The organism is Rossellomorea sedimentorum (assembly GCF_046237645.1).
Classification (GTDB): Bacteria; Bacillota; Bacilli; order Bacillales; family Bacillaceae_B; genus Rossellomorea; species Rossellomorea sedimentorum.
Window position 1 is genome coordinate 1,258,206 of record NZ_CP143546.1, and the last position, 19,085, is coordinate 1,277,290.

The following is a 19,085-nucleotide window of genomic DNA, read 5'->3' on the forward strand; positions in this document are numbered from 1 at the left end:
ATGACGAACCACCATTTGTGCATCTTAACCCTTCCGCAACTAATAAAATAACAAAAATATATCTTGAAAATACCCGTTCCGATAATTTTTAAACTATTAATAACCAAAACGATATAATGCGAAATAAATCTGTAAACCTCTCGAAATAGAAGAAAGATATCATGAGAAAAATGGCAAAATGAATAGTAGGAGGAAAGTATAATGATCAAGAAACAGACGTATGAACTTGAGCAAGAGCCAAGACCGTCGGACTCGATAGGATTTCGGGAAGTTCTAGCCGCGTCTCCCAACCCGATTTTAATAGTCGATAAAGATTTGACCATCATAGAAGCCAATTCCTCTGCCATGGAGTTGTTGGAGACAGAGGAAAATATGTTACTGAGTGAGTCATTTGCACAATTTTTTCAAGCTGTACCTTCCCCTATTCTCTCGCAATATGAGGATGCTGTGATGTATGGCGGTGTAATAGAAGATGAAACCCTTATGACGACCGCTGCAGGTAATATCAAACATATTGAATTGAAGATTACCAAACTGAATAAAAGTGACTATGCTTTCTTTTTCCTGAGGGATATAACGAGTGAACGAGAGAAACAGAGAAACGAACATATGAATCTTCACATGTTAAACAATATTTTCCAGCAGGCTGCAGAAGGAATTCTGCTGTTTGATAGAGAGGGAAATATTAAAGAGGCCAACCAGGCATTCTGCAGGCAGGTAAACCTCCAAAAGAAGGACGTTCTTGACAGAAAGGTAATCTCCTTCGTTCCAAAGAATTTTCATTTAAAGCTGATTAAAATAAAAGAACTTCTTGATTCAGGCAGGCAGGCCCGGGGGGAAATGCCGATTACCCACCCTGAAGGAGTGTCTGTTGTCGAATTTACAACAACTCCTTATGTGAACCACGAACTTCATATGGCAATTCTCCGTGATATCACAGAAAAGAGACAAATGGAAATTCAACTAAAGCGGAGTGAGGAACTGTTCAAAGACCTATTTGAAGAGGCCATTGATGCCATTGTATTATGGGATCAGGACGGGAGGGTGCTCAGAGCGAACAGATCTGCTTTAAAAATCTTTGAGTGCTCACTTTCAGAAATCTTGACAAAGAAAATAGAAGACTTTGTTTACCCATTGGAAATGGCAAAGTTTGAGTCGGTCACTCATGAGCTTAAAGCCAAAGGAGCTGTCAGAGATGAGGTATTGTTCCTTATGCCGAATAATCAACTGAAGCATTTGGAATTCACATCAAAACTTCATTCGGTTGACGGTTATAATATGACCATCTTCCGGAATGTTAGTGAACGCCATCAAATGGAGAAAAGCCTGCGTGAAAGTGAAGAACGATTCCGAAAAATATTTGAAGGGACCCTTGACGGAATGGTTCTCACCAACCATTCAGGCCAGGTGGTCGATGCCAATCCGGTAGCATTGAAAATACTTTCATCGGATAAAGACAAGCTGATTGGCAGTGATATCAAGGATATATTTATGATTAAAGAAAACGAGGATGAGGAATACCTGCAATATCAGGCAAAATTGAAAGAGGAAGGCCAGGCAAGTCTCCTCAAATTGAAGAAAATTGATGAGGAACGTTCTCAACACCTTGAACTTTCATCGAAATATAACCTGCTTTCCAATTTGAATTTGACAGTCATAAGGGATATAACTGAAGAAGTGGAATTACAGGATCAACTGCGCAAGTCAGATACACTGTCTGTCGTTGGAGAACTGGCTGCAGGCATTGCCCATGAAATCAGAAATCCGATGACGGCGTTAAAAGGATTTATACAACTTCTGGAAAACAATATGGAAAGTGAACACGAAATGTACTTTCATGTCATTAAATCAGAGCTGCAAAGAATCGAATCCATTATTACTGAATTTTTAATACTGGCCAAGCCTCAGGCCGTTCAATATCAGGAAACCAACCTCGTCCGGATTATGAAGGATACATTGGAATTACTGAATGCACAGGCGGTCATGCATAATGTACAGTTTATGGAGCGATATAAAAGAGGGGTACCTGCAGTGTTTGCAGAACCGAACCAGTTAAAGCAGGTTTTTATTAATATTGTGAAAAATGCGATTGAAGTCATGCCTAAAGGCGGCTTGATTTCCATTAACATATCAGAAAAGAATGCAGACAAGGTCCGGATATCCATTACCGATGAAGGCATGGGCATCCCTAAAGAAAAGATAAAAAAACTCGGGGAACCATTTTATACTACAAAAGAAAGAGGGACAGGCCTTGGACTGATGGTCACTTTCAAAATTGTTGAAGAACATGATGGGACCGTCGAAGTAGAAAGTGAATTAGGAAAAGGCACTACCTTCCATATCGATCTTCCCAGCATGAAAGGATGAAATCAATGAGTTCTGAGAGCATAGTGATTTCAAGCCCAATTGGCAACTTAAAAATCACCGCAGATAATGAATTCCTGACAAAAGTAGAGTTTGTAACGGATCCCAAGTCAAACAGCGAAAACCCGCTCCTGAAAAAAGCCTCCTCCCAGATAGAAGAATATTTCAAAGGAGAAAGGAAAGTGTTCGAGTTGCCATTGAAGGTAAAAGGAACTCCATTCCAGGAATCCGTATGGGGGGCTTTACGAGAAATTCCTTATGGAAAAACATGCAGCTACAAGGACATAGCTGAAAGAATCGGCAGGCCCACTGCGGTCAGAGCCATAGGTCAAGCAAATAAAGCCAATTCCCTTCCAATCATCATTCCATGTCACAGGGTGGTCGGAAAGGATCAATCCCTGACAGGCTATGCCGGCAAGCAAGTGGATAAGAAAGAAACCCTTCTAAGGGTTGAAATGGCCATTGAATAAGATACTTTATTATAGTCTCAGGTTTCTTGAGGCTTTTTTATTTTGGGGGAAATGAACGCTGTCCGTTTAAAAAAGAAAAAGGCTCTGTTAGTTGATGGAGTTGTTATTTAGATCAACAAGTTGACGACCTTTAGAAGTAATCTTGTTTGATTGGAGCGGAAGGCGTGGGACCTCCTGCGGGACTAGCGGGACGTCTAGTTCCAGCGCCTAGCCCCTTGGGGTCAAATAACCCAGAGAGATTAAAAGGAAAGATCGCCTTTTATTCTCTCCGGAACATTTGCCTGTCGGGGCTGACCAAGGCGCTTCCACTTTTGATGACAGGTGAGACCTAGTTTACGTACCCACCGGCCCGCGACTAGCAGATTTCGGTCTCTCTCCTTGCGAATCCAGTTGCAAGGCCCCAACGGCTAGCGGACTTCCCTGTCCCCTCCTTGCGATAAGTCAACAGGTTCATTTCCTTTACTCGTATAAAGAGGTATTTAGAAAAAATCGGCTCCTGGATTTTTTCGGTAGGATGCTTTTCTGGTTAGTGGTACATTCTTGGGCAATGGGAAATGAACATCAACTCACTGTGTTCGTTGTGTTTCCTTTATCTCATGCAGGAACAGTCCAGTCCGTACGCCGCTGAACGGGGCCTTTCCACTTTATATAGATAAGTCATCAAGATCATTTCCACACCCTGTCTAAAGTACTACCCAGAAAAAATCGGCTTCTGGATTTTTTTTGTTTTAAACTTTGTTACGTGAAAAGCTCACTTTTGGGAATGGGAAATGATCATCGCATCACTATCGCTCTTCGTGATTCCTTTATCTCATGCGATAGCCCTAAAATCTGTACGTCGCTGAACGGCCGCTTACGCTTTTTAATTCACCGCCCGCCCCGCGGAGTCGCTCGTCTGCAGTGGAAATCTAGCTTTATTAATGAATTTTTTTAAAAAAACAACATTACTCTTTAACACAGCCAAGAAAAAAATTTAAAAATGATGTATTAAAAAACTGAGAAGCGAAAGGGTTATGGGCACCCTGTTCATAGCTTAAGCAGGTTGACAGAAACAACTAATTAGACAATATTGAAATTAGATAATTATCTAATCTTAAAGGAGGGGGTCATTTTGCAGCTGGATAAGCTGGTGGCGTTTTATAAGACGATCGGTGATCCGACAAGACTGAAAATTATCATGCTCTTGAAAGAAGGACCATTGCACGGGCTCGCGATTGCAGGTAAATTGGGTCTTACTGCACCGACTATCTCTCATCACTTGACGAAGCTCAAGGATATCAACCTGGTGTATGCACGCAGGGAGAAAAATTCTTTGTATTATCATTTAAATAAGAAGGTCATTCAGCATCATGGTGAAGTGTTGTTAAATATGGCTGAAGAAAGCAGGGGGGACAAAGGGGAAATGGAAAAGATCCAAAAAGAAAAGCAAAAGGTGTTAAACAATTTTTTCACGAACGATGGAAAGTTAATTGGGATTCCGGCTCAGCGAAAGAAGAAACTATTTGTATTCCAACATTTAGTAGAAGGATTGAAACCTGGGATCAAATATGAAGAAAAAGAAATAAACGAATATATCAAGAAGTTTCATGACGATTTTGCCACCATAAGGAGAGAATTCATCATTAATCACTATATGTATAGAGAAAATGGCATCTATGAAATGAACCCAAAAGAAATGTGGGCAACGATAGAATGATTTTTATGAAGTCCCCAGTCTACTAATTAAGACTGGGGATTTTGTCGTTTTTCGTCAAAATTAAGAACAAGACATTATTGATTTTGGGATATTTTGTCTTCTTTTATCGATTCTATTTACTTTTAATTCTAATCTTGCGATACTTCAAAGGTATCTATTTTTTGAATTATTTGAAGAAAGAAGAATATTTACGAGTCATATACAGACAGAAAGGTGAGAGTTTCAATGTTATCCCCATTTGACAAAGTCTACCAAAAAGTCATCCTGTATAGAATTGCTAAAAAACAAAAAGAAATGCTCCAGATTGGTGCAGAATATGGTTTAAATGACACTAGGACAGTGCAAAGCAGCCAGGAGCTGGATAAGCTGATTACAAAATATCAGGAAAGAAACTATATAAAAAGTGCTCAACAGCATTGAAAAAGTTCTCCGTGATGAAAACGGGGAATTTTTTTTTTCTTTTCCTCAAGCTGCTGGCGATCTCTGATAGCTATTTAGAACGCTGTGTTCGTATAGATTGTTGCTACCGGAAAAATCCAAAGGGCCGGATTTTTCCCTCGGGTACAAGGGCTTATCTAACTGAACAGGGTGAATAGCTCTTTTCTTTCTTGTTTACCAGGATAAATTCTGTGAAATATGGTTATTTCTCCTGGATTTCATAGTGAATAGCACCAAAGTTTTAGAAAAGAGCCATTTAGAAAAGCAGCAACTCTGATTTTTGCATGTACCGTGAAATGCAGGAGCGAAAACTTGGCGCGTATTCTCCATACTATCAAGACCTCCCCGACGACCATTTATTTGTAAAGCTATTGGTAATATACTCTAATCTTTCAGTATGACCTAAAGACAGCAGAACTAGGTAATAGTGAATATTCATAATCCAGAAAACGACAAATTTTATAAAGAAAATGTAAAAAAAGTCAAAATAGTATAGCGAAAATTTAGATTATAAGTCATAATTGATTTGTACTGTGATTATAAAAGATTACTAGGGAGGAAAAAGGAGAATGAAAAAGTTTTTCAGTTTTATGCTAGTACTTTTGTTGGCTGTAGGGCTGGTTGCTTGCGGCACAAACAACGGCGGCAATAATGCATCTAATGACGGAAACACTGGTGAAGGCGGTTCGGAAACACCTGAATCAATCGTTATGGGATTTGTTCCTTCACAGGATTCTGACACGATTGCTGACACAGTTGAGCCATTGGCAAAACGTCTTAGTGAAGAGCTTGGCATTGAAGTTGAAGGCCGTGTAATGACTGATTATACTGCACTTATAGAAGCAATGGGTTCCAACGAAGTTCAAGTTGGTTTCATTCCTGCTTTTGGGTATGTTTTGGCAAACGAGCAATATGGGGTTGAAGTTATCCTTAAATCTGTTCGTTATGGAAGCGGAACATACAAAGCACAATACCTTGTAAGAGCTGATTCGGGTATCGAATCACTTGAAGATCTTGAAGGCAAAATCTGGGCTTATCCGGATGCAGCATCAACTTCAGGATTCTTATTCCCTGCAGCACAGTTAATGGACAAGTTTGAAATTGAAAGTGCTAACGCATTACAATCCGAGTTTTTCTCTCAAGGAATCGCAGCAGGCGGTCATGACACTGCAGCTATTGCTGTCTATGAAGGTGATGCCGATGTTGCTACAACTTTTGATGATGTACGTACAACATTGACTGAAGAGTACCCTGACATGATGGATAAAATGAAAGTCATTGGTCACACAACGGAAATTCCAAATGACACCATTTCAGTTACGAAAGAACTCGATGATGAGCTTCAACAGCAAATCAAAGAAGTCTTCCTATCATTGAATGATGATCCTGAAATGATCCAAATCATGAATGATGTATACAACTGGGATGAAATCACTGAAGCTAGTGATGCAGAATACCAAGTAGTTAAAGATACTTATGCTAAATTCAAAGATTCTATTTCTTTCTAATTTGAAGCTAACTTAATAGAAATGCAATCCGAGGGGGAGGTTGCTTCCCCCTTTTTTGTGCCCGAAAATCTGAATCTCTGCTTGAGGACCGAGGTTCGGTGCACATATTTTTTATCTTTTTAGGACTGAAGGGGGTTCCATCATGATCGAATTCAAGGACGTTTCACTGGTGTATCCAAATGGAACAGAAGGTTTGAAGAATATTAATGTAAAAATCAATGAGGGTGAGTTTGTCGTTATTGTTGGTTTATCAGGGGCCGGGAAATCCACATTCATCCGCAGTATAAACAGACTTGTCACTCCCACTAAAGGCGAACTGCTTGTGGATGATCAAAACATCTTAAAATACCGGGGCGGAGATTTGAGAAAGCTGAGAACAAAAGTCGGTATGATCTTCCAGAACTATAACCTCGTAAAACGCTCCAATGTTCTAAAGAATGTAATGGCAGGAAGACTAGGATATACGGGGACACTTCGATCCATATTTAATATGTTCAAAAAAGAAGACCTCGCACTTGCTTATGAAAGTTTAAAGCGAGTAAATATTGAAGAAAAACTATATAATCGCGCAGATGAGCTAAGCGGTGGACAACAGCAAAGGGTAAGTATCGCTCGTGTTCTGACTCAAAAACCGAAGTATATTCTCGCTGATGAGCCGGTGGCTTCATTGGATCCCCCAACCTCTCATCAGGTCATGACTTATTTAAAGAAAATCAACAAAGAAGATAAAATTACGACGATCGTCAATCTTCACTTTATCGACATGGCCATGGAATATGCCGACCGGATCATCGGGATGCGTGCAGGAGAGGTAGTTTTTGACGGTCCTGTTTCTGAGGTATCTGAAAAGACGTTTGAGGAAATTTACGGACGTGCGATTCGCGAAGACGACTTGCGCGGGGGTGTAGAAGAGTGAAGACGGATTCTTCTAAAACTGCAGCGAAAGACACGTATTCGCCGTCACTGCTTCCCGGCAAAACCAAAGCGAGGATTTCCGCTATTTTTGCCGTCATTATCGGCTTTTATGTGTTAAGTACCATCAAGACCAATGCAACGTTACCTGATCTGATCGACGGGATTCCGAACATGGGAAGGGTCATTGCCAAGTTCTTTCCGCCTAACTTTGCAGCATTCAAACATATTGTCGATCCGATGGCTGAAACCATTCAAATGGCAATTGTCGCTACAACCATTGCTGCCATTCTGTGTGTGCCGTTGAGTCTGCTGGCTGCACAAAACGTAACCACGAATAAATTTGTCTACACGACTGTTAGGACAATTCTGAACATCCTCCGTACGATTCCTGATCTAGTACTAGCTGTTATTTTTGTCGGGTTGTTTGGGATTGGGATTTTTCCAGGTATCGTAGCACTTATTATTTTCTCATTAGGTATTCTGGCAAAATTAATCAGTGAAACAATCGAGTCAGTGGATATGAATCCTATGGAAGCTATGCATGCGTCTGGCGGTAATACGTTGCAAAGTATTTCATTCGCCCTTGTTCCACAGGTTCTTCCGCAGTTTACCTCGTTCGTCCTATATGTGTTTGAAATCAATATCAGGGCGTCAGTTGTCCTTGGTCTGGTTGGTGCCGGCGGAATTGGACTGGTCCTGAATCAGCAGCTCAAATTCTATAATTACCCCAATGCGATGCTGATCATTCTGGTCATCTTCGTAGTCGTAGTGGTTATCGAATATATCAGTACTAAAATCAGGGAGGCGATTGTCTGATGCAGCTTACTTTACCTCCAAAGAAGAAACGTTCGCCTTTCAGTGTGATAAAAAAATGGTTAATCTTCCTGGCGGTTGCCCTGCTTTATATCTGGACCTTCACAGGCATCGACATCGATTGGGGAAGAGCGATGGAAAGGATGGCGAACAACTTTACAAGAGTCATCCCTAAACTTTTCAATCCTGAGTGGGGTGCTATAGGCAAAGTATGGACAGCGATGGTTGAAACCCTATATATTGCTTTTGCAGGTTCGTTGATGGCTGCCATCATTGCCGTGCCGCTTGGATTCCTTGCAGCATCGAATATGATCAAAAGCAAGGTGCTTACCACTATCGGAAAATGGATTCTCAGCGCCATCAGGGCGTTTCCTGATTTAATCCTGGCAATCCTTTTCGTAGTAGCGGTAGGACCGAACCCATTCGCAGGGGTCCTTGCAATTGCCATCGGTTCCACCGGAATGCTTGGTAAACTATATTCAGAAGTACTAGAATCGATTGACTTCAATATAGTAGAAGCCATGGAAGCCAGCGGAGCAAATAAGATTCAAATTTTATTCCATGGAATCATTCCGCAAATCATACCGGAATTCCTCTCTTATGCAATCTATCGATTTGAGATTGACGTACGTGCATCAACGATACTTGGGATCGTTGGAGCAGGAGGAATCGGTACGTTAATACAATTTGCCCAGATGAACAGAAATTGGGAAGAGATGGGCCTCATCCTTTTGGTCATCATCGTCGTGGTTACCATCATCGACTTTATTTCTTCATCAATCAGAAAACGTATCGTTTAATAGAGTGGCGTTTCCGGGGAACCGGAAACCCTGAAAATGGGAGGGAGCCTGTACCGGGCTTCCTCCCATTTTGGTATTTTTTTAGTTTCTTGATTCGTCCGCATTCCATTTCTATTTTATGTAATTCTGTGTATATTTTCTTATTTGCTGTGCGCATTCTGGTATAACGTGTGCGTATGAGTGAAAGATGCCGCGCGTATTCCTGCATAACCCGTGCTTATATATGTATACTCCATGCGAAACCTTCTTTTATTCCATTCATGTTACCTTTTTATTGCCCTTAAGAAAGCCCTTAATGTCATATATGCACTTTTATCTATCAGGACCTTTAGGCTCCTTTAAGTTGTCGCTTCTTTGAATTGGTCATTTTTCTATATAAATCTCTACTAAATTTTATGATCGTGGACAGAAAGAGGTATCTCTGCTGTATGAATATAGTACATTCAGCTGGAAAATTTGATACAATAACATTATGAGAGAATGCTGGAGGTAAATGATGTCCCAAATTACATTGACGATAGTAGAAACAAGTGATGTTCATGGCAACATCTTTCCTATAAATTATGGCACCAATGAATTGCAGCCGTTAGGTTTGGCGAGGGCTGCAACAGTGATAAAAAAAATACAACAAGAAAATGATAATGTCATTACCCTTGATAACGGCGATGTAATCCAGGGAACACCAATGACGTACCATTATGTTAAATATATGGCGAATGAACCCAATCCTATGATTGAAGTCCTTAACTACCTTCAGTATGATGCGGCGATAGTTGGGAATCATGAATTCAACTATGGGCTGCCAATCTTTAAAAATGCGGTGATTCAATCAAATTTCCCATGGTTATCTGCCAATATTCTTGATAAGACTACCAGCAGTCCGTGCTTTGGCCAGCCGTATTTTATAAAAGAATTTGCCAATGGATTAAAAGCCGCAGTCCTTGGTGTGACAACGCACTATATACCGAATTGGGAAAACCCTGATCATATTCAAGGGCTTGATTTTGAAGATGCTTTTGAGTCGACCAGGCAATGGGTAAAGTATATCAGGGAAAATGAAGAACCTGATATCTTGATTGTTTCTTATCATGGCGGATTTGAGAACGACCCGGAAACAGGAGAACCGACAGAGCCGCAAACCGGTGAGAATCAAGGTTTCAGGATGTGCTCGGAAATTGAGGGAATTGATGTACTGCTGACGGGTCATCAACACCGCCAACTAACAGGAAAAGTCAAAGGAGTATTAATCCTTCAGCCTGGATTCAATGGCCAGTTCATCGGTAAAGCGGATATAACCTTTGAGAAAAATAATGATGGAAACTGGGAAATTGTTGATAAGGAGTCTGTACTTCTTCCCTTAGGCAGGGAGGAAGAAGATGAATATGTCCTGAAGATTGCCAATCCTTATGAAACGAAAACCCAAGAATGGCTCGACCAGCCCATTGGCTTTATAGAAGGGGATATGACGATTAAGAACCCTTTAGAAGCAAGGATGATTGAACATCCCCTGGTTGAATTCATCAACAAGGTACAGATGGATGCACTTGGAGTCAAAATCTCAAACACGGCTTTATTCAATAACTCCGCTACAGGACTCCCGAATACAGTGACAATGAGAGATATCGTTTCAAATTATGTATATCCCAACACACTGACAGCACTTGAGATAAGCGGGAGAGATATGAAAGAAGCGTTGGAGCGCTCCGCTTCCTATTTCCAATTGGACGAACAGGAAGAAGTGAAGGTGAACCCTGCTTTTTCCGAGCCTAAACCACAGCATTATAACTATGATATGTGGGAAGGTATTCAGTATACGATCAATATCAGGAATGATATAGGCAGCAGAATCGAGAATCTTGAATATGAGGGTAAGCCGGTCGATATGAATGGGAAGTATGAAGTGGTGATGAATAACTATCGCGCAGGCGGCGGAGGAGAATATCCAATGTTTAAAGACCGCCCTGTCACCAAGTCCAGTCAAATCGATATGACAGAACTGCTGGCCAATTACTTCCTGAAGCATAAAACAGTTAAAGCTGCTGTTAACCATAACTGGAAAGTAGTAAAATAGGTACAATTATAACAAAAGGACATGATAGATATGGAAGATAGAAAAGATATTGAACAATCCTTAAAGCTGTTCATCGTGTTATCACGTGCTTATAAGGCGATTAATGAAGATGTACAAGTTTTTATACAAAACAATGGCTTGAATATGACCGAGTTTGCCGTACTTGAACTGCTTTATCATAAAGGTGATCAACCTCTTCAGCAAATCGGTGGTAAAATTTTATTGGCAAGCGGCAGTATAACGTATGTCGTTGATAAGTTGGAGAAAAAGGGGCTGATCAGGCGTGTCGCATGCCCAACTGACCGACGGGTAACATATGCCCAAATTACTGAAGAGGGAAAGGAATTCATCGGAGAGCTGTTCCCACGTCATGAAAAGCAAATTCACAAGTTGATGTCAGTTCTGGGCAGTGAAGAAAAAGAAACAGCCATCGAGTTATTAAAACGAGTAGGTTTGTCTATTAAAGACTTATCGTATTGATGAGTGAAGAGGGTATTCCAATTATGGATACTCTCTTTTTGTTTGCAAAGAAATATTCCTAAGTCGGTTTTTAAAGGACGAAAACAAGGGGAAACAGTGAATTAAAGACCTATAGCGGGTGTCTAAAGGAAGATAACAAGGGGAAGCAGTGAATTAAAGACCTATAGCGAGTGTCTAAAGGAAGATAACAAGGGCAAACAGTGAATTAAAGACCTATAGCGGGTGTCTAAAGGACGAAAACAAGGGGAAACAGTGAATTAAAGACCTATATCGGGTCTCTAAAGGCCGATGACAAGGGATAAAAGTGGATTAAAGACCTGTAGGGGGTCTCTAAAGGATGATAACCAGGGAAAAGCAAATTAAAGACCTATAGCGGGTCTCTAGAGGACGATAACCAGGAAAGCAAGTGAGTTAAAGATCTATAGCGGGTCTCTAAAGGACGATAACCAGGAAAGCAAGTGAGTTAAAGACCTATAGCGAGTTTCTAAAGGAACTATATCTCCGAGCGGGAACCGAAAGATCATCTACTCAAATCAAATCCCTTAAAACCTGTTACAGTACTAACAAAACCAGTCAGTAACCAACCTATGAATACGCAAAAAACCGTACTTCCCGCTCTGGGGAAAGTACGGCTTTTCCTGTTACTTAATTACAATTTCATTTTCTTCCATGACAGCGGTCATTTCTTTCTTTTCCGGGTGGTCGAGGATGAAGTCAGCAATGGTGTCTTCCAATTTTTCCTGGATGATCCGGCGGAGCGGGCGTGCACCAAAGTCAGGGTGGTAACCGTCGGCCACAAGCTTGTCTTTTACTTCTTCCGTTACAGTCAGTTTAATCTCCTGTTCCTCAAGAACTGTGTATAGTTCATTCAAGAGGATATCGATAATCTTCTTCAAATTATCAGTACTCAAAGAGTTGAACTCGACGATATTGTCAAATCGGTTAAGAAACTCAGGTTTGAAATAATCTTTGAGGTTATCCAGGATTGATGTTTCTTTCATTGTGTGGCTTGTGAAGCCGACATGTTTTTCCTTGAAACCGACTCCGGCGTTGCTTGTCACGATGATTACCGAGTCTTTAAAGCTTACCGTTCTGCCTTGACTGTCTGTTAAGCGTCCATCTTCCAGGATTTGCAGGAACATATGCTGTACATCCGGGTGAGCTTTTTCAATTTCATCGAGAAGGATAATACTGTACGGGTTTCTGCGGACCTTCTCTGAAAGCTGGCCGGCCTCTTCATGCCCGACGTACCCTGGAGGTGAACCGATAAGTTTGGAGATGCTGTGCTTCTCCATGTATTCACTCATATCAAGTCTGATCATGGCATCAGCGGAACCAAATAACTCCTGGGCAAGTGTTTTGGAAAGTTCCGTTTTACCGACGCCTGTTGGGCCGATGAAGAGAAAGGAACCTATTGGACGGTTTTTGTTTTTGAGTCCTGCTCTGCTTCTTCGGATGGCCTTGGCAACCGTTTTGACCGCTTCCTCCTGTCCAATGACCTGACTGTTCAGGTTGGACTGAAGTTCTTTCATTTTTTTCTGTTCATCTTCTTGAAGTTTACCTACCGGGATTCCGGTCTTCTTTTCTATTAATTCCTGAATCAGGGCAGGTGTAACAACAGGCAGTTCTTTTTCTTCCTGGCTTTCCAGAGCTTTTTCCAATTGGGCTTCTTCATCTCTTAGCTTGGCTGCACGTTCATATTTTTCTTGGGCTAGTGCCGCTTCTTTTTCCGAAGCAATCTGTGCAAGTCTGTTGCGGACTTCATCTTGATCTTGATGTCCGTTTCTCAAATTTTCATGAGAGCCCGCTTCATCAAGAAGGTCGATGGCTTTATCAGGCAGGAAACGGTCCTGGATATATCGTTTAGAAAGGATGACGCAGCTTTCAATCGCTTCATCGCTGTATTTCACTTCATGGTAAGCCTCATACTTCTTTTGCAAGCCTTTCAAGATCTCAATGGCAGCTTGTTCTGAAGGTTCTTTGACGTGAATCGGCTGAAAGCGTCTTTCCAATGCGGCATCCTGCTCGATTTGCCTGTATTCTTTAAGTGTTGTGGCACCTATAAGCTGAAGTTCTCCTCTCGCTAGAGCTGGTTTGAGAATATTTCCCGCGTCCATGCTGCCTTCCGCTGAACCGGCACCGACGATTAAATGAATCTCATCGATGAATAGTAAGATGTTCTTCCTGCTCTGAAGTTCTTCTATCAGCGCTTTGATGCGCTCTTCGAATTGACCGCGGATGCCTGTGTTTGCTACTAACGAAGCGACATCCAGAAGGTAGACTTCCTTATTGAGCAGCTTTGAGGGAACCTCACCTTTTGCTATCTTAAGCGCGAGGCCTTCTGCAATGGCGGTTTTCCCGACACCAGGTTCACCGATCAATACAGGATTATTTTTATTTCTGCGATTTAAAACTTCTATCATTCTGTCCAGCTCATCATCCCGCCCGATGACTGGATCTATAAGATCAGCTTTGGCAAGGTGTGTTAAATTTCTTCCATATTGATCAAGGAAGGATTTTTCCTTGGCACCTTCCTGAGGCGATCGTTTTTGAAAAGCTTGTTGATTATCACCAACCCCATTTCCTCCAAACAAATTCTGGAAAGTATTTTGGTTTGACGAGTTGATTGCTGTCTTTTCACGTGAATAACATTCATGGCAGAGAAATAAAGATTCTTTGTGACCATTGATGTTAAAATGCAGGTTCACTTTTGCAGAGTTTTCATGACATTTTTGACAAAGCATGTATTATTCCTCCTCTAAAGATGTAAGTATACTGACTTTGATTAACTTTGACTAATTATATATAAAAAAAGATTTAGCGTTATTTGTTTGACCATTTCTGATCTTAACTGGATTATACTTTGACTAAATTTGACTTTCAAGCATTTTGTTTAAGGGAATTAATTCCAACCATTTGTGCTTCTTAAATCACATGCTTGTACATAAGGTTAAATAGCGGAATTTTTAGAGTCATACAAGATATTGGCTAAGGAGTTGGAATACAGCACAGCAAGATTGGTGAGGTGAGGTCTATGAAGAGATGGAGCGGTGTATTTCAATTAGCCGCAGTATACGTTGGTACGATTATCGGTGCAGGATTTGCCACCGGCAGAGAAATTGTCGAGTTCTTCACCCGTTTTGGCTTCATCGGGTTGATAGGGATCCTGATCAGTGGATATCTGTTTATATTCCTCGGTGCCAAGATAATGGTAAAGGCCCATGAGATAAAAGCAAAATCCTTCGAGGAATTTAATGAGTATTTGTTTGGCAAATGGTTTTCAAAATTTATGAACATCCTGATGATGTTGATGCTGCTTGGTGTAACGGCCGTCATGCTTTCAGGAGCGGGGGCGGTCTTTGAAGAGCAGTTGAAGATGGGAAAGCAGACGGGGGTTTTGTTGTCTATTTTCCTTGGTTTTATTGTCATGATTATAGGGATGAAAGGTTTGTTTGCAGTCAATACGCTTGTCGTGCCGACCATGATTGTTTTCAATCTCTCCATAATGCTTTCAAACATTTTCGAGCCAGGTTTTTTGGAGGCCGTAATGAGGATTCCCCATGCAGATGATGGTTGGAAAGCAGTCGTTAGTCCTTTTTCATACGCAGCGTTCAACCTTGCGATGGCCCAGGCGGTTCTCGTACCGGTTGCTGCAGAGGTTAAAGATATCAAGACGGTTAAATATGGAGGCATTCTTGGGGGGATTCTGCTGACGATCATTTTGGTATCGAGCCATTTTACTCTTGTTATGATTCCCAATGTGACTTTGTATGAAATCCCAATGGCTATAGTGATGAAAAGTTTGGCAGGAAGCTTGTATGGAATTTATATTTTTATTATTTTCGGTGAAATATTCACGTCGATTATCGGCGGTGTTTTCGGTCTGGAAAAGCAAATGGTAAATTATTGGAAAGGAAAAAGAATATTTATCACGGTAGGCATTTTTATTGTGATCTATCTGCTAAGTTTTTTTGAATACAGTCAGCTTCTTTCCTATTTATATCCGCTCTTCGGTTACCTAAGCTTATTGTTCATCATTTTATTGTGGATGAAACCATGGAATTCCAAACCTTAGAACGAGGTTGAATGAAAGGATGCGGAAACAGCCATGATAAAAAAGACTGAAAAGGAGGTTGTGAACATGACAAAATCAAAGCATGAAAAAGAAAGGCAATGGAATGTCAGAAAGCAGGACCAGCACCCTCATGGGAAGGTGGAATCCTTTAAAGAGCTGGAAGGAGAGAGTATCACCAAAGGCAAACAATAACCCAAACAGACGTTGGAAATCTTAATGGTTGAGAGCTTGAAGGTGGATATGTCTTCAAAGAGCCAGCTGGGGTACATGCTCTTCATAAAGATAGGTGAGTATATGCCGTCAAAGAGCTAGCTTTGGGACATGCACAACGTTAAAAGAGGATGTAGATGCCGTCAAAGAGCTGGCTCGGGGACATGCTCAACGTCAAAAGAGGGTGCATAGGCTGTCAAAAAGCTAGCCTGGCGCCACGACTTTCACCGAAGCAATGAATACAGCATCAAGGAACTCGTAAACATGGCATCTTTAGTTAAGATGAAGGAAAAAGCCTGGTATCCAATAGTGCGATACCAGGCTGCAGTTTGTTATGCTTCTAAAATTTTATAGTTCTTATGGTTGACAACTGTTTTTTCCTCGAGCTCAAGATCACGGTAATTTTCCATGAATGTAAGGTCGACGATAACGGAGTTTTCATTTACTTTTTCAACGATGCCTTTTAAGCCATCTTTAAACTCTATAAGATTACCTACTTCGGCTTTTTTCACAAATATCTCTCCTTTGTCAAAAGTTTCAGAAACAATTAATTACAGTTTGCCTTAAAAATGCTAAAAGGTAAAGAACTTTATCATAATATTATTCTAATAATCTGTAAATTATTAAAATAAACAATAATTTTTATGCTTTTGTTGCTTCCATGTAGAGAAAAGGCCTAATATATTCCCATACATACCGTGTGGGTGATAAAATAAAAATGTAAAAAAAGTTATTTTAGACTATTGTTCCTTATGCAACATTTATGGAATTTGAAAGGAGTCTTTAACATGGATGAAAAAGAGATTTCAGCCATTCTCGATGAATTAAGAAATAAAAGCATAGATGAATTCAGGGTGCAAAAATCTGATTTTTTACAATTCAGAAAGATCTTGGTCAGTCAACATGATTTCAAGCACTTTCGCGGGATCGCACAACAGGGTGGAGATATTGTTTATACGTATATGGATAATCCGAGAAGTTAAAGTCTGCCTGCATAGGGCAGACTTTTTGTCTGAAATTGCATGCGTGTGCACAAGGAGACCCAGAGACGTTTACGGAAAAAGAATAATGGAAAAATGAAAAGGGAAGGAGGGCTTCCAGATGAGCAAAGTGGCGATAGTGACAGGCGGTGCCAATGGGATTGGCAAAGCAATTGTAAAAGAGTTCTTCAAGAAAGATTATACAGTAATCCTTGTTGATAAAAAGGAAGAACAAGGTCTTCAACTATCACTAAAGATAGATGAATCCGGTAAGAGGGTCATTTTTAAAAAATGTGATGTAGGAAATTACACGGAAGTGAAAAAGTTATTCAATGAAATCAAAGAAACATATGAGAAAGTAGACATCTTGATTAACAATGCGGGGATCTCCAAGTTTAAGAATTTCTGGGACATGGAGGAAAATGACTGGAATGAAGTGATTGCAACTAATCTGAGTAGTGTGTTCTACTTTTCCAAAGAAGCAGCACCGCTTATGAAAGATATGGGCGGATGCATTATCAATATGGCTTCTACCCGGGCATCCATGTCAGAAGCACATACGGAGGCCTATTCAGCGAGCAAAGGCGGAATCTTTTCACTAACACATGCTCTGGCCATCACGCTAAGTGAGTATAATATCCGGGTTAATAGTATCAGTCCCGGGTGGATCGAGACAGGAAATTATGCAGAACTGAGAGAAGTAGATCATACTCAGCATCCTTCCAACCGGGTCGGTAAACCGGAAGACGTAGCACGGGCATGTCTTTTCTTATGCAGCGAGGAAAATAATTTTATAAACGGGGAGAACCTAGTCATTGATGGCGGGATGACAAGAAAAATGATCTATGAACATTGATTGCCTTACTATTTCCGTAACAGCAAGATATTGAAAATGCCTATTGTAACAACAAAAAAAGGCAAAAGGTGATGTTCCAAAACATGAAAGACTCCCCCCAATGGTGGTTATTTCATCATAGGAGATCACTTTATATGTGGTTTTGAAATAGGTTAAATGTTTTGTAAAAGTCGAGTCACAGAAAGAAGCAGTTTCAGCAGCTGCTTCTTTTTACTTTGCTTTTGTGCATTGACTGCGACATTTACTCAAGAGGCCCTCATTCCATGGGGGTGATGATTATTAGGTTATTTCTTTGTCCCCAAAATGCAGTAATAATAAAAAAGCTGAACTTGCATTAGAGTGCAGTGTCTTGTTTATGGATACAGATTGAAATGTTGTGGACTCTTAAAAAGGATTGTGGAAAATATTTGGAAATGTTATAAAATTGAGTATATTCTTTTGATATAATGTAACCAAGATAGAATGGGGGAGTATAAATGTTTGTCCATAAGCTGAAAAAAGAAATCGGTAAAGTCATGATTGATATGGATAAAGAAGCAGAGTTGTTAAGCATTGCCCTCTTGCAGGGTGGGCATATACTATTCGAGAGTGTTCCAGGCACTGGTAAAACCATGCTAGCCAAGACGTTTGCCGGGTGCATCCAATCCAGTTTCTGCAGAATCCAGTTCACTCCGGATGTCCTTCCAAGTGATGTAACCGGTATACAATACTTTAATCCTAAAGAAAAAGAGTTTGAACTGCGTCCGGGTCCAGTAGTCACAAATGTTCTTCTTGCTGATGAAATTAACAGGGCAACACCGAGGACTCAATCCAGTCTCCTGGAAGTCATGGAGGAAAAGCAGGTAACCATTGAAGGTAAAACATTAAAGCTGGAGGAGCCTTTCATTGTACTGGCTACACAGAACCCAGTGGAATCCCAACAAGGTACTTTTCCGCTTCCGGCAGCCCAGCTGGACAGATTCCTGATGAAAATCCCCATTTCTTATCCTGAATTTGATAGTGAAAGAGAAATGTTAAGGAGATTCAGGGACCAGCAGCCGCTTGATGACATACAACCGGTTATTACTCCAGAGGAGCTTAAGGAGTGTTCCAAGCAAGTGAAAGGTATACATGTGTCTGAAGACATAGAATCATACATATTACAGATTGCACGAAAAACCAGGCAGCATGAGTTGATCGAGTTAGGGGTAAGCCCCCGGGCAAGCTTGGCGTTATTGCGTGCTTCCCAAGGTATGGCTTATGTGAATGAAAGGAATTATGTTGTTCCTGAAGACGTTAAAAAAGTGGCCTCGTATGTACTCAGCCACAGAATTTCCCTTACTCCTGAAGCTTCGCTGACCAAAACGAATGAACGCGTGATGAATGAGTTGTTGGAAGAAATAGTCGTTCCAGTTGAATCGAGGGTTTGA

General features: G+C 40.8%; 17 protein-coding genes. 15 read left to right on the forward strand and 2 right to left on the reverse strand.

All coding sequences use genetic code 11. The features are described from left to right. Positions 1-201 precede the first annotated feature (201 nt). The 10 genes from V1502_RS06175 to V1502_RS06220 all read left to right on the forward strand — a co-directional run bounded on the left by V1502_RS06175 (position 202) and on the right by V1502_RS06220 (position 11,555). Positions 202-2,367, forward strand: a complete 2,166-nt coding sequence (locus tag V1502_RS06175) for a PAS domain S-box protein (RefSeq protein ID WP_409253493.1) — start codon at positions 202-204, stop codon at positions 2,365-2,367. Continuing rightward, the gene (locus V1502_RS06180) at positions 2,364-2,834 is read left to right on the forward strand and encodes a methylated-DNA--[protein]-cysteine S-methyltransferase (RefSeq protein ID WP_409253494.1); all 471 of its coding nucleotides are present in this window, start codon (positions 2,364-2,366) and stop codon (positions 2,832-2,834) included. The genes V1502_RS06175 and V1502_RS06180 overlap by 4 nt, the downstream gene beginning before the upstream one ends. A 1,111-nt stretch (positions 2,835-3,945) precedes the next feature. After that, complete coding sequence (locus V1502_RS06185; RefSeq protein WP_409253495.1) at positions 3,946-4,530, forward strand: metalloregulator ArsR/SmtB family transcription factor; 585 nt, start codon at positions 3,946-3,948, stop codon at positions 4,528-4,530. Positions 4,531-4,755: 225 nt separating this feature from the next. Continuing rightward, positions 4,756-4,950 (forward strand): Spo0E family sporulation regulatory protein-aspartic acid phosphatase, encoded by a 195-nt coding sequence (locus V1502_RS06190; RefSeq protein WP_409253496.1) that lies wholly within the window; start codon positions 4,756-4,758, stop codon positions 4,948-4,950. A gap of 587 nt (positions 4,951-5,537) precedes the next feature. Next, positions 5,538-6,476, forward strand: coding sequence for a phosphate/phosphite/phosphonate ABC transporter substrate-binding protein (locus tag V1502_RS06195; RefSeq protein WP_409253497.1), 939 nt, complete (start codon positions 5,538-5,540; stop codon positions 6,474-6,476). Positions 6,477-6,618: 142 nt separating this feature from the next. Next, complete coding sequence (phnC, locus tag V1502_RS06200) at positions 6,619-7,392, forward strand: phosphonate ABC transporter ATP-binding protein (protein WP_409253498.1); 774 nt, start codon at positions 6,619-6,621, stop codon at positions 7,390-7,392. Next, positions 7,389-8,207, forward strand: a complete 819-nt coding sequence (gene phnE, locus V1502_RS06205) for a phosphonate ABC transporter, permease protein PhnE (RefSeq protein WP_409253499.1) — start codon at positions 7,389-7,391, stop codon at positions 8,205-8,207. The genes phnC and phnE (V1502_RS06205) overlap by 4 nt, the downstream gene beginning before the upstream one ends. Further along, positions 8,207-9,004 (forward strand): phosphonate ABC transporter, permease protein PhnE, encoded by a 798-nt coding sequence (phnE, locus tag V1502_RS06210; protein ID WP_409253500.1) that lies wholly within the window; start codon positions 8,207-8,209, stop codon positions 9,002-9,004. The genes phnE (V1502_RS06205) and phnE (V1502_RS06210) overlap by 1 nt, the downstream gene beginning before the upstream one ends. Before the next feature lie 493 nt (positions 9,005-9,497). Next, positions 9,498-11,075 (forward strand): bifunctional metallophosphatase/5'-nucleotidase, encoded by a 1,578-nt coding sequence (locus V1502_RS06215; RefSeq protein ID WP_409253501.1) that lies wholly within the window; start codon positions 9,498-9,500, stop codon positions 11,073-11,075. A 21-nt stretch (positions 11,076-11,096) separates the two neighbouring features. Beyond that, positions 11,097-11,555 (forward strand): MarR family winged helix-turn-helix transcriptional regulator, encoded by a 459-nt coding sequence (locus V1502_RS06220; RefSeq protein ID WP_409253502.1) that lies wholly within the window; start codon positions 11,097-11,099, stop codon positions 11,553-11,555. A 641-nt stretch (positions 11,556-12,196) separates the two neighbouring features. Here the strand turns inward: V1502_RS06220 and V1502_RS06225 are convergent. After that, positions 12,197-14,299, reverse strand: a complete 2,103-nt coding sequence (locus V1502_RS06225) for an AAA family ATPase (protein WP_409253503.1) — start codon at positions 14,297-14,299, stop codon at positions 12,197-12,199. Between the two features lie 290 nt (positions 14,300-14,589). Here V1502_RS06225 and V1502_RS06230 point away from each other — a divergent pair, with 290 nt between their 5' ends. Next, entirely contained in the window at positions 14,590-15,630 is a 1,041-nt protein-coding gene (locus V1502_RS06230; protein WP_409253504.1) for a hypothetical protein, read from the forward strand. Positions 15,631-15,696: 66 nt separating this feature from the next. Continuing rightward, on the forward strand, positions 15,697-15,822 hold the full coding sequence (locus V1502_RS06235) for a DUF6254 family protein (RefSeq protein WP_409253505.1): 126 nt from the start codon (positions 15,697-15,699) through the stop codon (positions 15,820-15,822). Positions 15,823-16,172: 350 nt separating this feature from the next. Here V1502_RS06235 and V1502_RS06240 read toward each other — a convergent pair whose 3' ends face one another. Further along, complete coding sequence (locus V1502_RS06240) at positions 16,173-16,352, reverse strand: YkvS family protein (RefSeq protein ID WP_409253506.1); 180 nt, start codon at positions 16,350-16,352, stop codon at positions 16,173-16,175. Positions 16,353-16,628: 276 nt separating this feature from the next. On the opposite strand from V1502_RS06240, the gene V1502_RS06245 reads away from it, so the two are divergent. From V1502_RS06245 to V1502_RS06255, 3 genes are all read left to right on the forward strand, one after another. Further along, entirely contained in the window at positions 16,629-16,823 is a 195-nt protein-coding gene (locus V1502_RS06245; protein WP_409253507.1) for a hypothetical protein, read from the forward strand. Positions 16,824-16,941: 118 nt separating this feature from the next. Next, a complete protein-coding gene (locus tag V1502_RS06250) occupies positions 16,942-17,676 on the forward strand; it encodes an SDR family oxidoreductase (RefSeq protein ID WP_409253508.1) in 735 nt (244 codons plus the stop codon). Between the two features lie 476 nt (positions 17,677-18,152). Next, entirely contained in the window at positions 18,153-19,085 is a 933-nt protein-coding gene (locus V1502_RS06255; RefSeq protein WP_409253509.1) for an AAA family ATPase, read from the forward strand.

Bases quoted from the DNA above. Each gene is read 5' to 3' on its own strand.
- V1502_RS06175 (WP_409253493.1), top strand. From the start codon at position 202: ATGATCAAGAAACAGACGTATGAACTTGAGCAAGAGCCAAGACCGTCG.
- V1502_RS06180 (WP_409253494.1), top strand. From the start codon at position 2,364: ATGAAATCAATGAGTTCTGAGAGCATAGTGATTTCAAGCCCAATTGGC.
- V1502_RS06190 (WP_409253496.1), top strand. From the start codon at position 4,756: ATGTTATCCCCATTTGACAAAGTCTACCAAAAAGTCATCCTGTATAGA.
- V1502_RS06195 (WP_409253497.1), top strand. From the start codon at position 5,538: ATGAAAAAGTTTTTCAGTTTTATGCTAGTACTTTTGTTGGCTGTAGGG.
- phnC (WP_409253498.1), top strand. From the start codon at position 6,619: ATGATCGAATTCAAGGACGTTTCACTGGTGTATCCAAATGGAACAGAA.
- phnE (WP_409253500.1), top strand. From the start codon at position 8,207: ATGCAGCTTACTTTACCTCCAAAGAAGAAACGTTCGCCTTTCAGTGTG.
- V1502_RS06215 (WP_409253501.1), top strand. From the start codon at position 9,498: ATGATGTCCCAAATTACATTGACGATAGTAGAAACAAGTGATGTTCAT.
- V1502_RS06220 (WP_409253502.1), top strand. From the start codon at position 11,097: ATGATAGATATGGAAGATAGAAAAGATATTGAACAATCCTTAAAGCTG.
- V1502_RS06225 (WP_409253503.1), bottom strand. From the start codon at position 14,299: ATGCTTTGTCAAAAATGTCATGAAAACTCTGCAAAAGTGAACCTGCAT.
- V1502_RS06230 (WP_409253504.1), top strand. From the start codon at position 14,590: ATGAAGAGATGGAGCGGTGTATTTCAATTAGCCGCAGTATACGTTGGT.
- V1502_RS06235 (WP_409253505.1), top strand. From the start codon at position 15,697: ATGACAAAATCAAAGCATGAAAAAGAAAGGCAATGGAATGTCAGAAAG.
- V1502_RS06245 (WP_409253507.1), top strand. From the start codon at position 16,629: ATGGATGAAAAAGAGATTTCAGCCATTCTCGATGAATTAAGAAATAAA.
- V1502_RS06250 (WP_409253508.1), top strand. From the start codon at position 16,942: ATGAGCAAAGTGGCGATAGTGACAGGCGGTGCCAATGGGATTGGCAAA.
- V1502_RS06255 (WP_409253509.1), top strand. From the start codon at position 18,153: ATGTTTGTCCATAAGCTGAAAAAAGAAATCGGTAAAGTCATGATTGAT.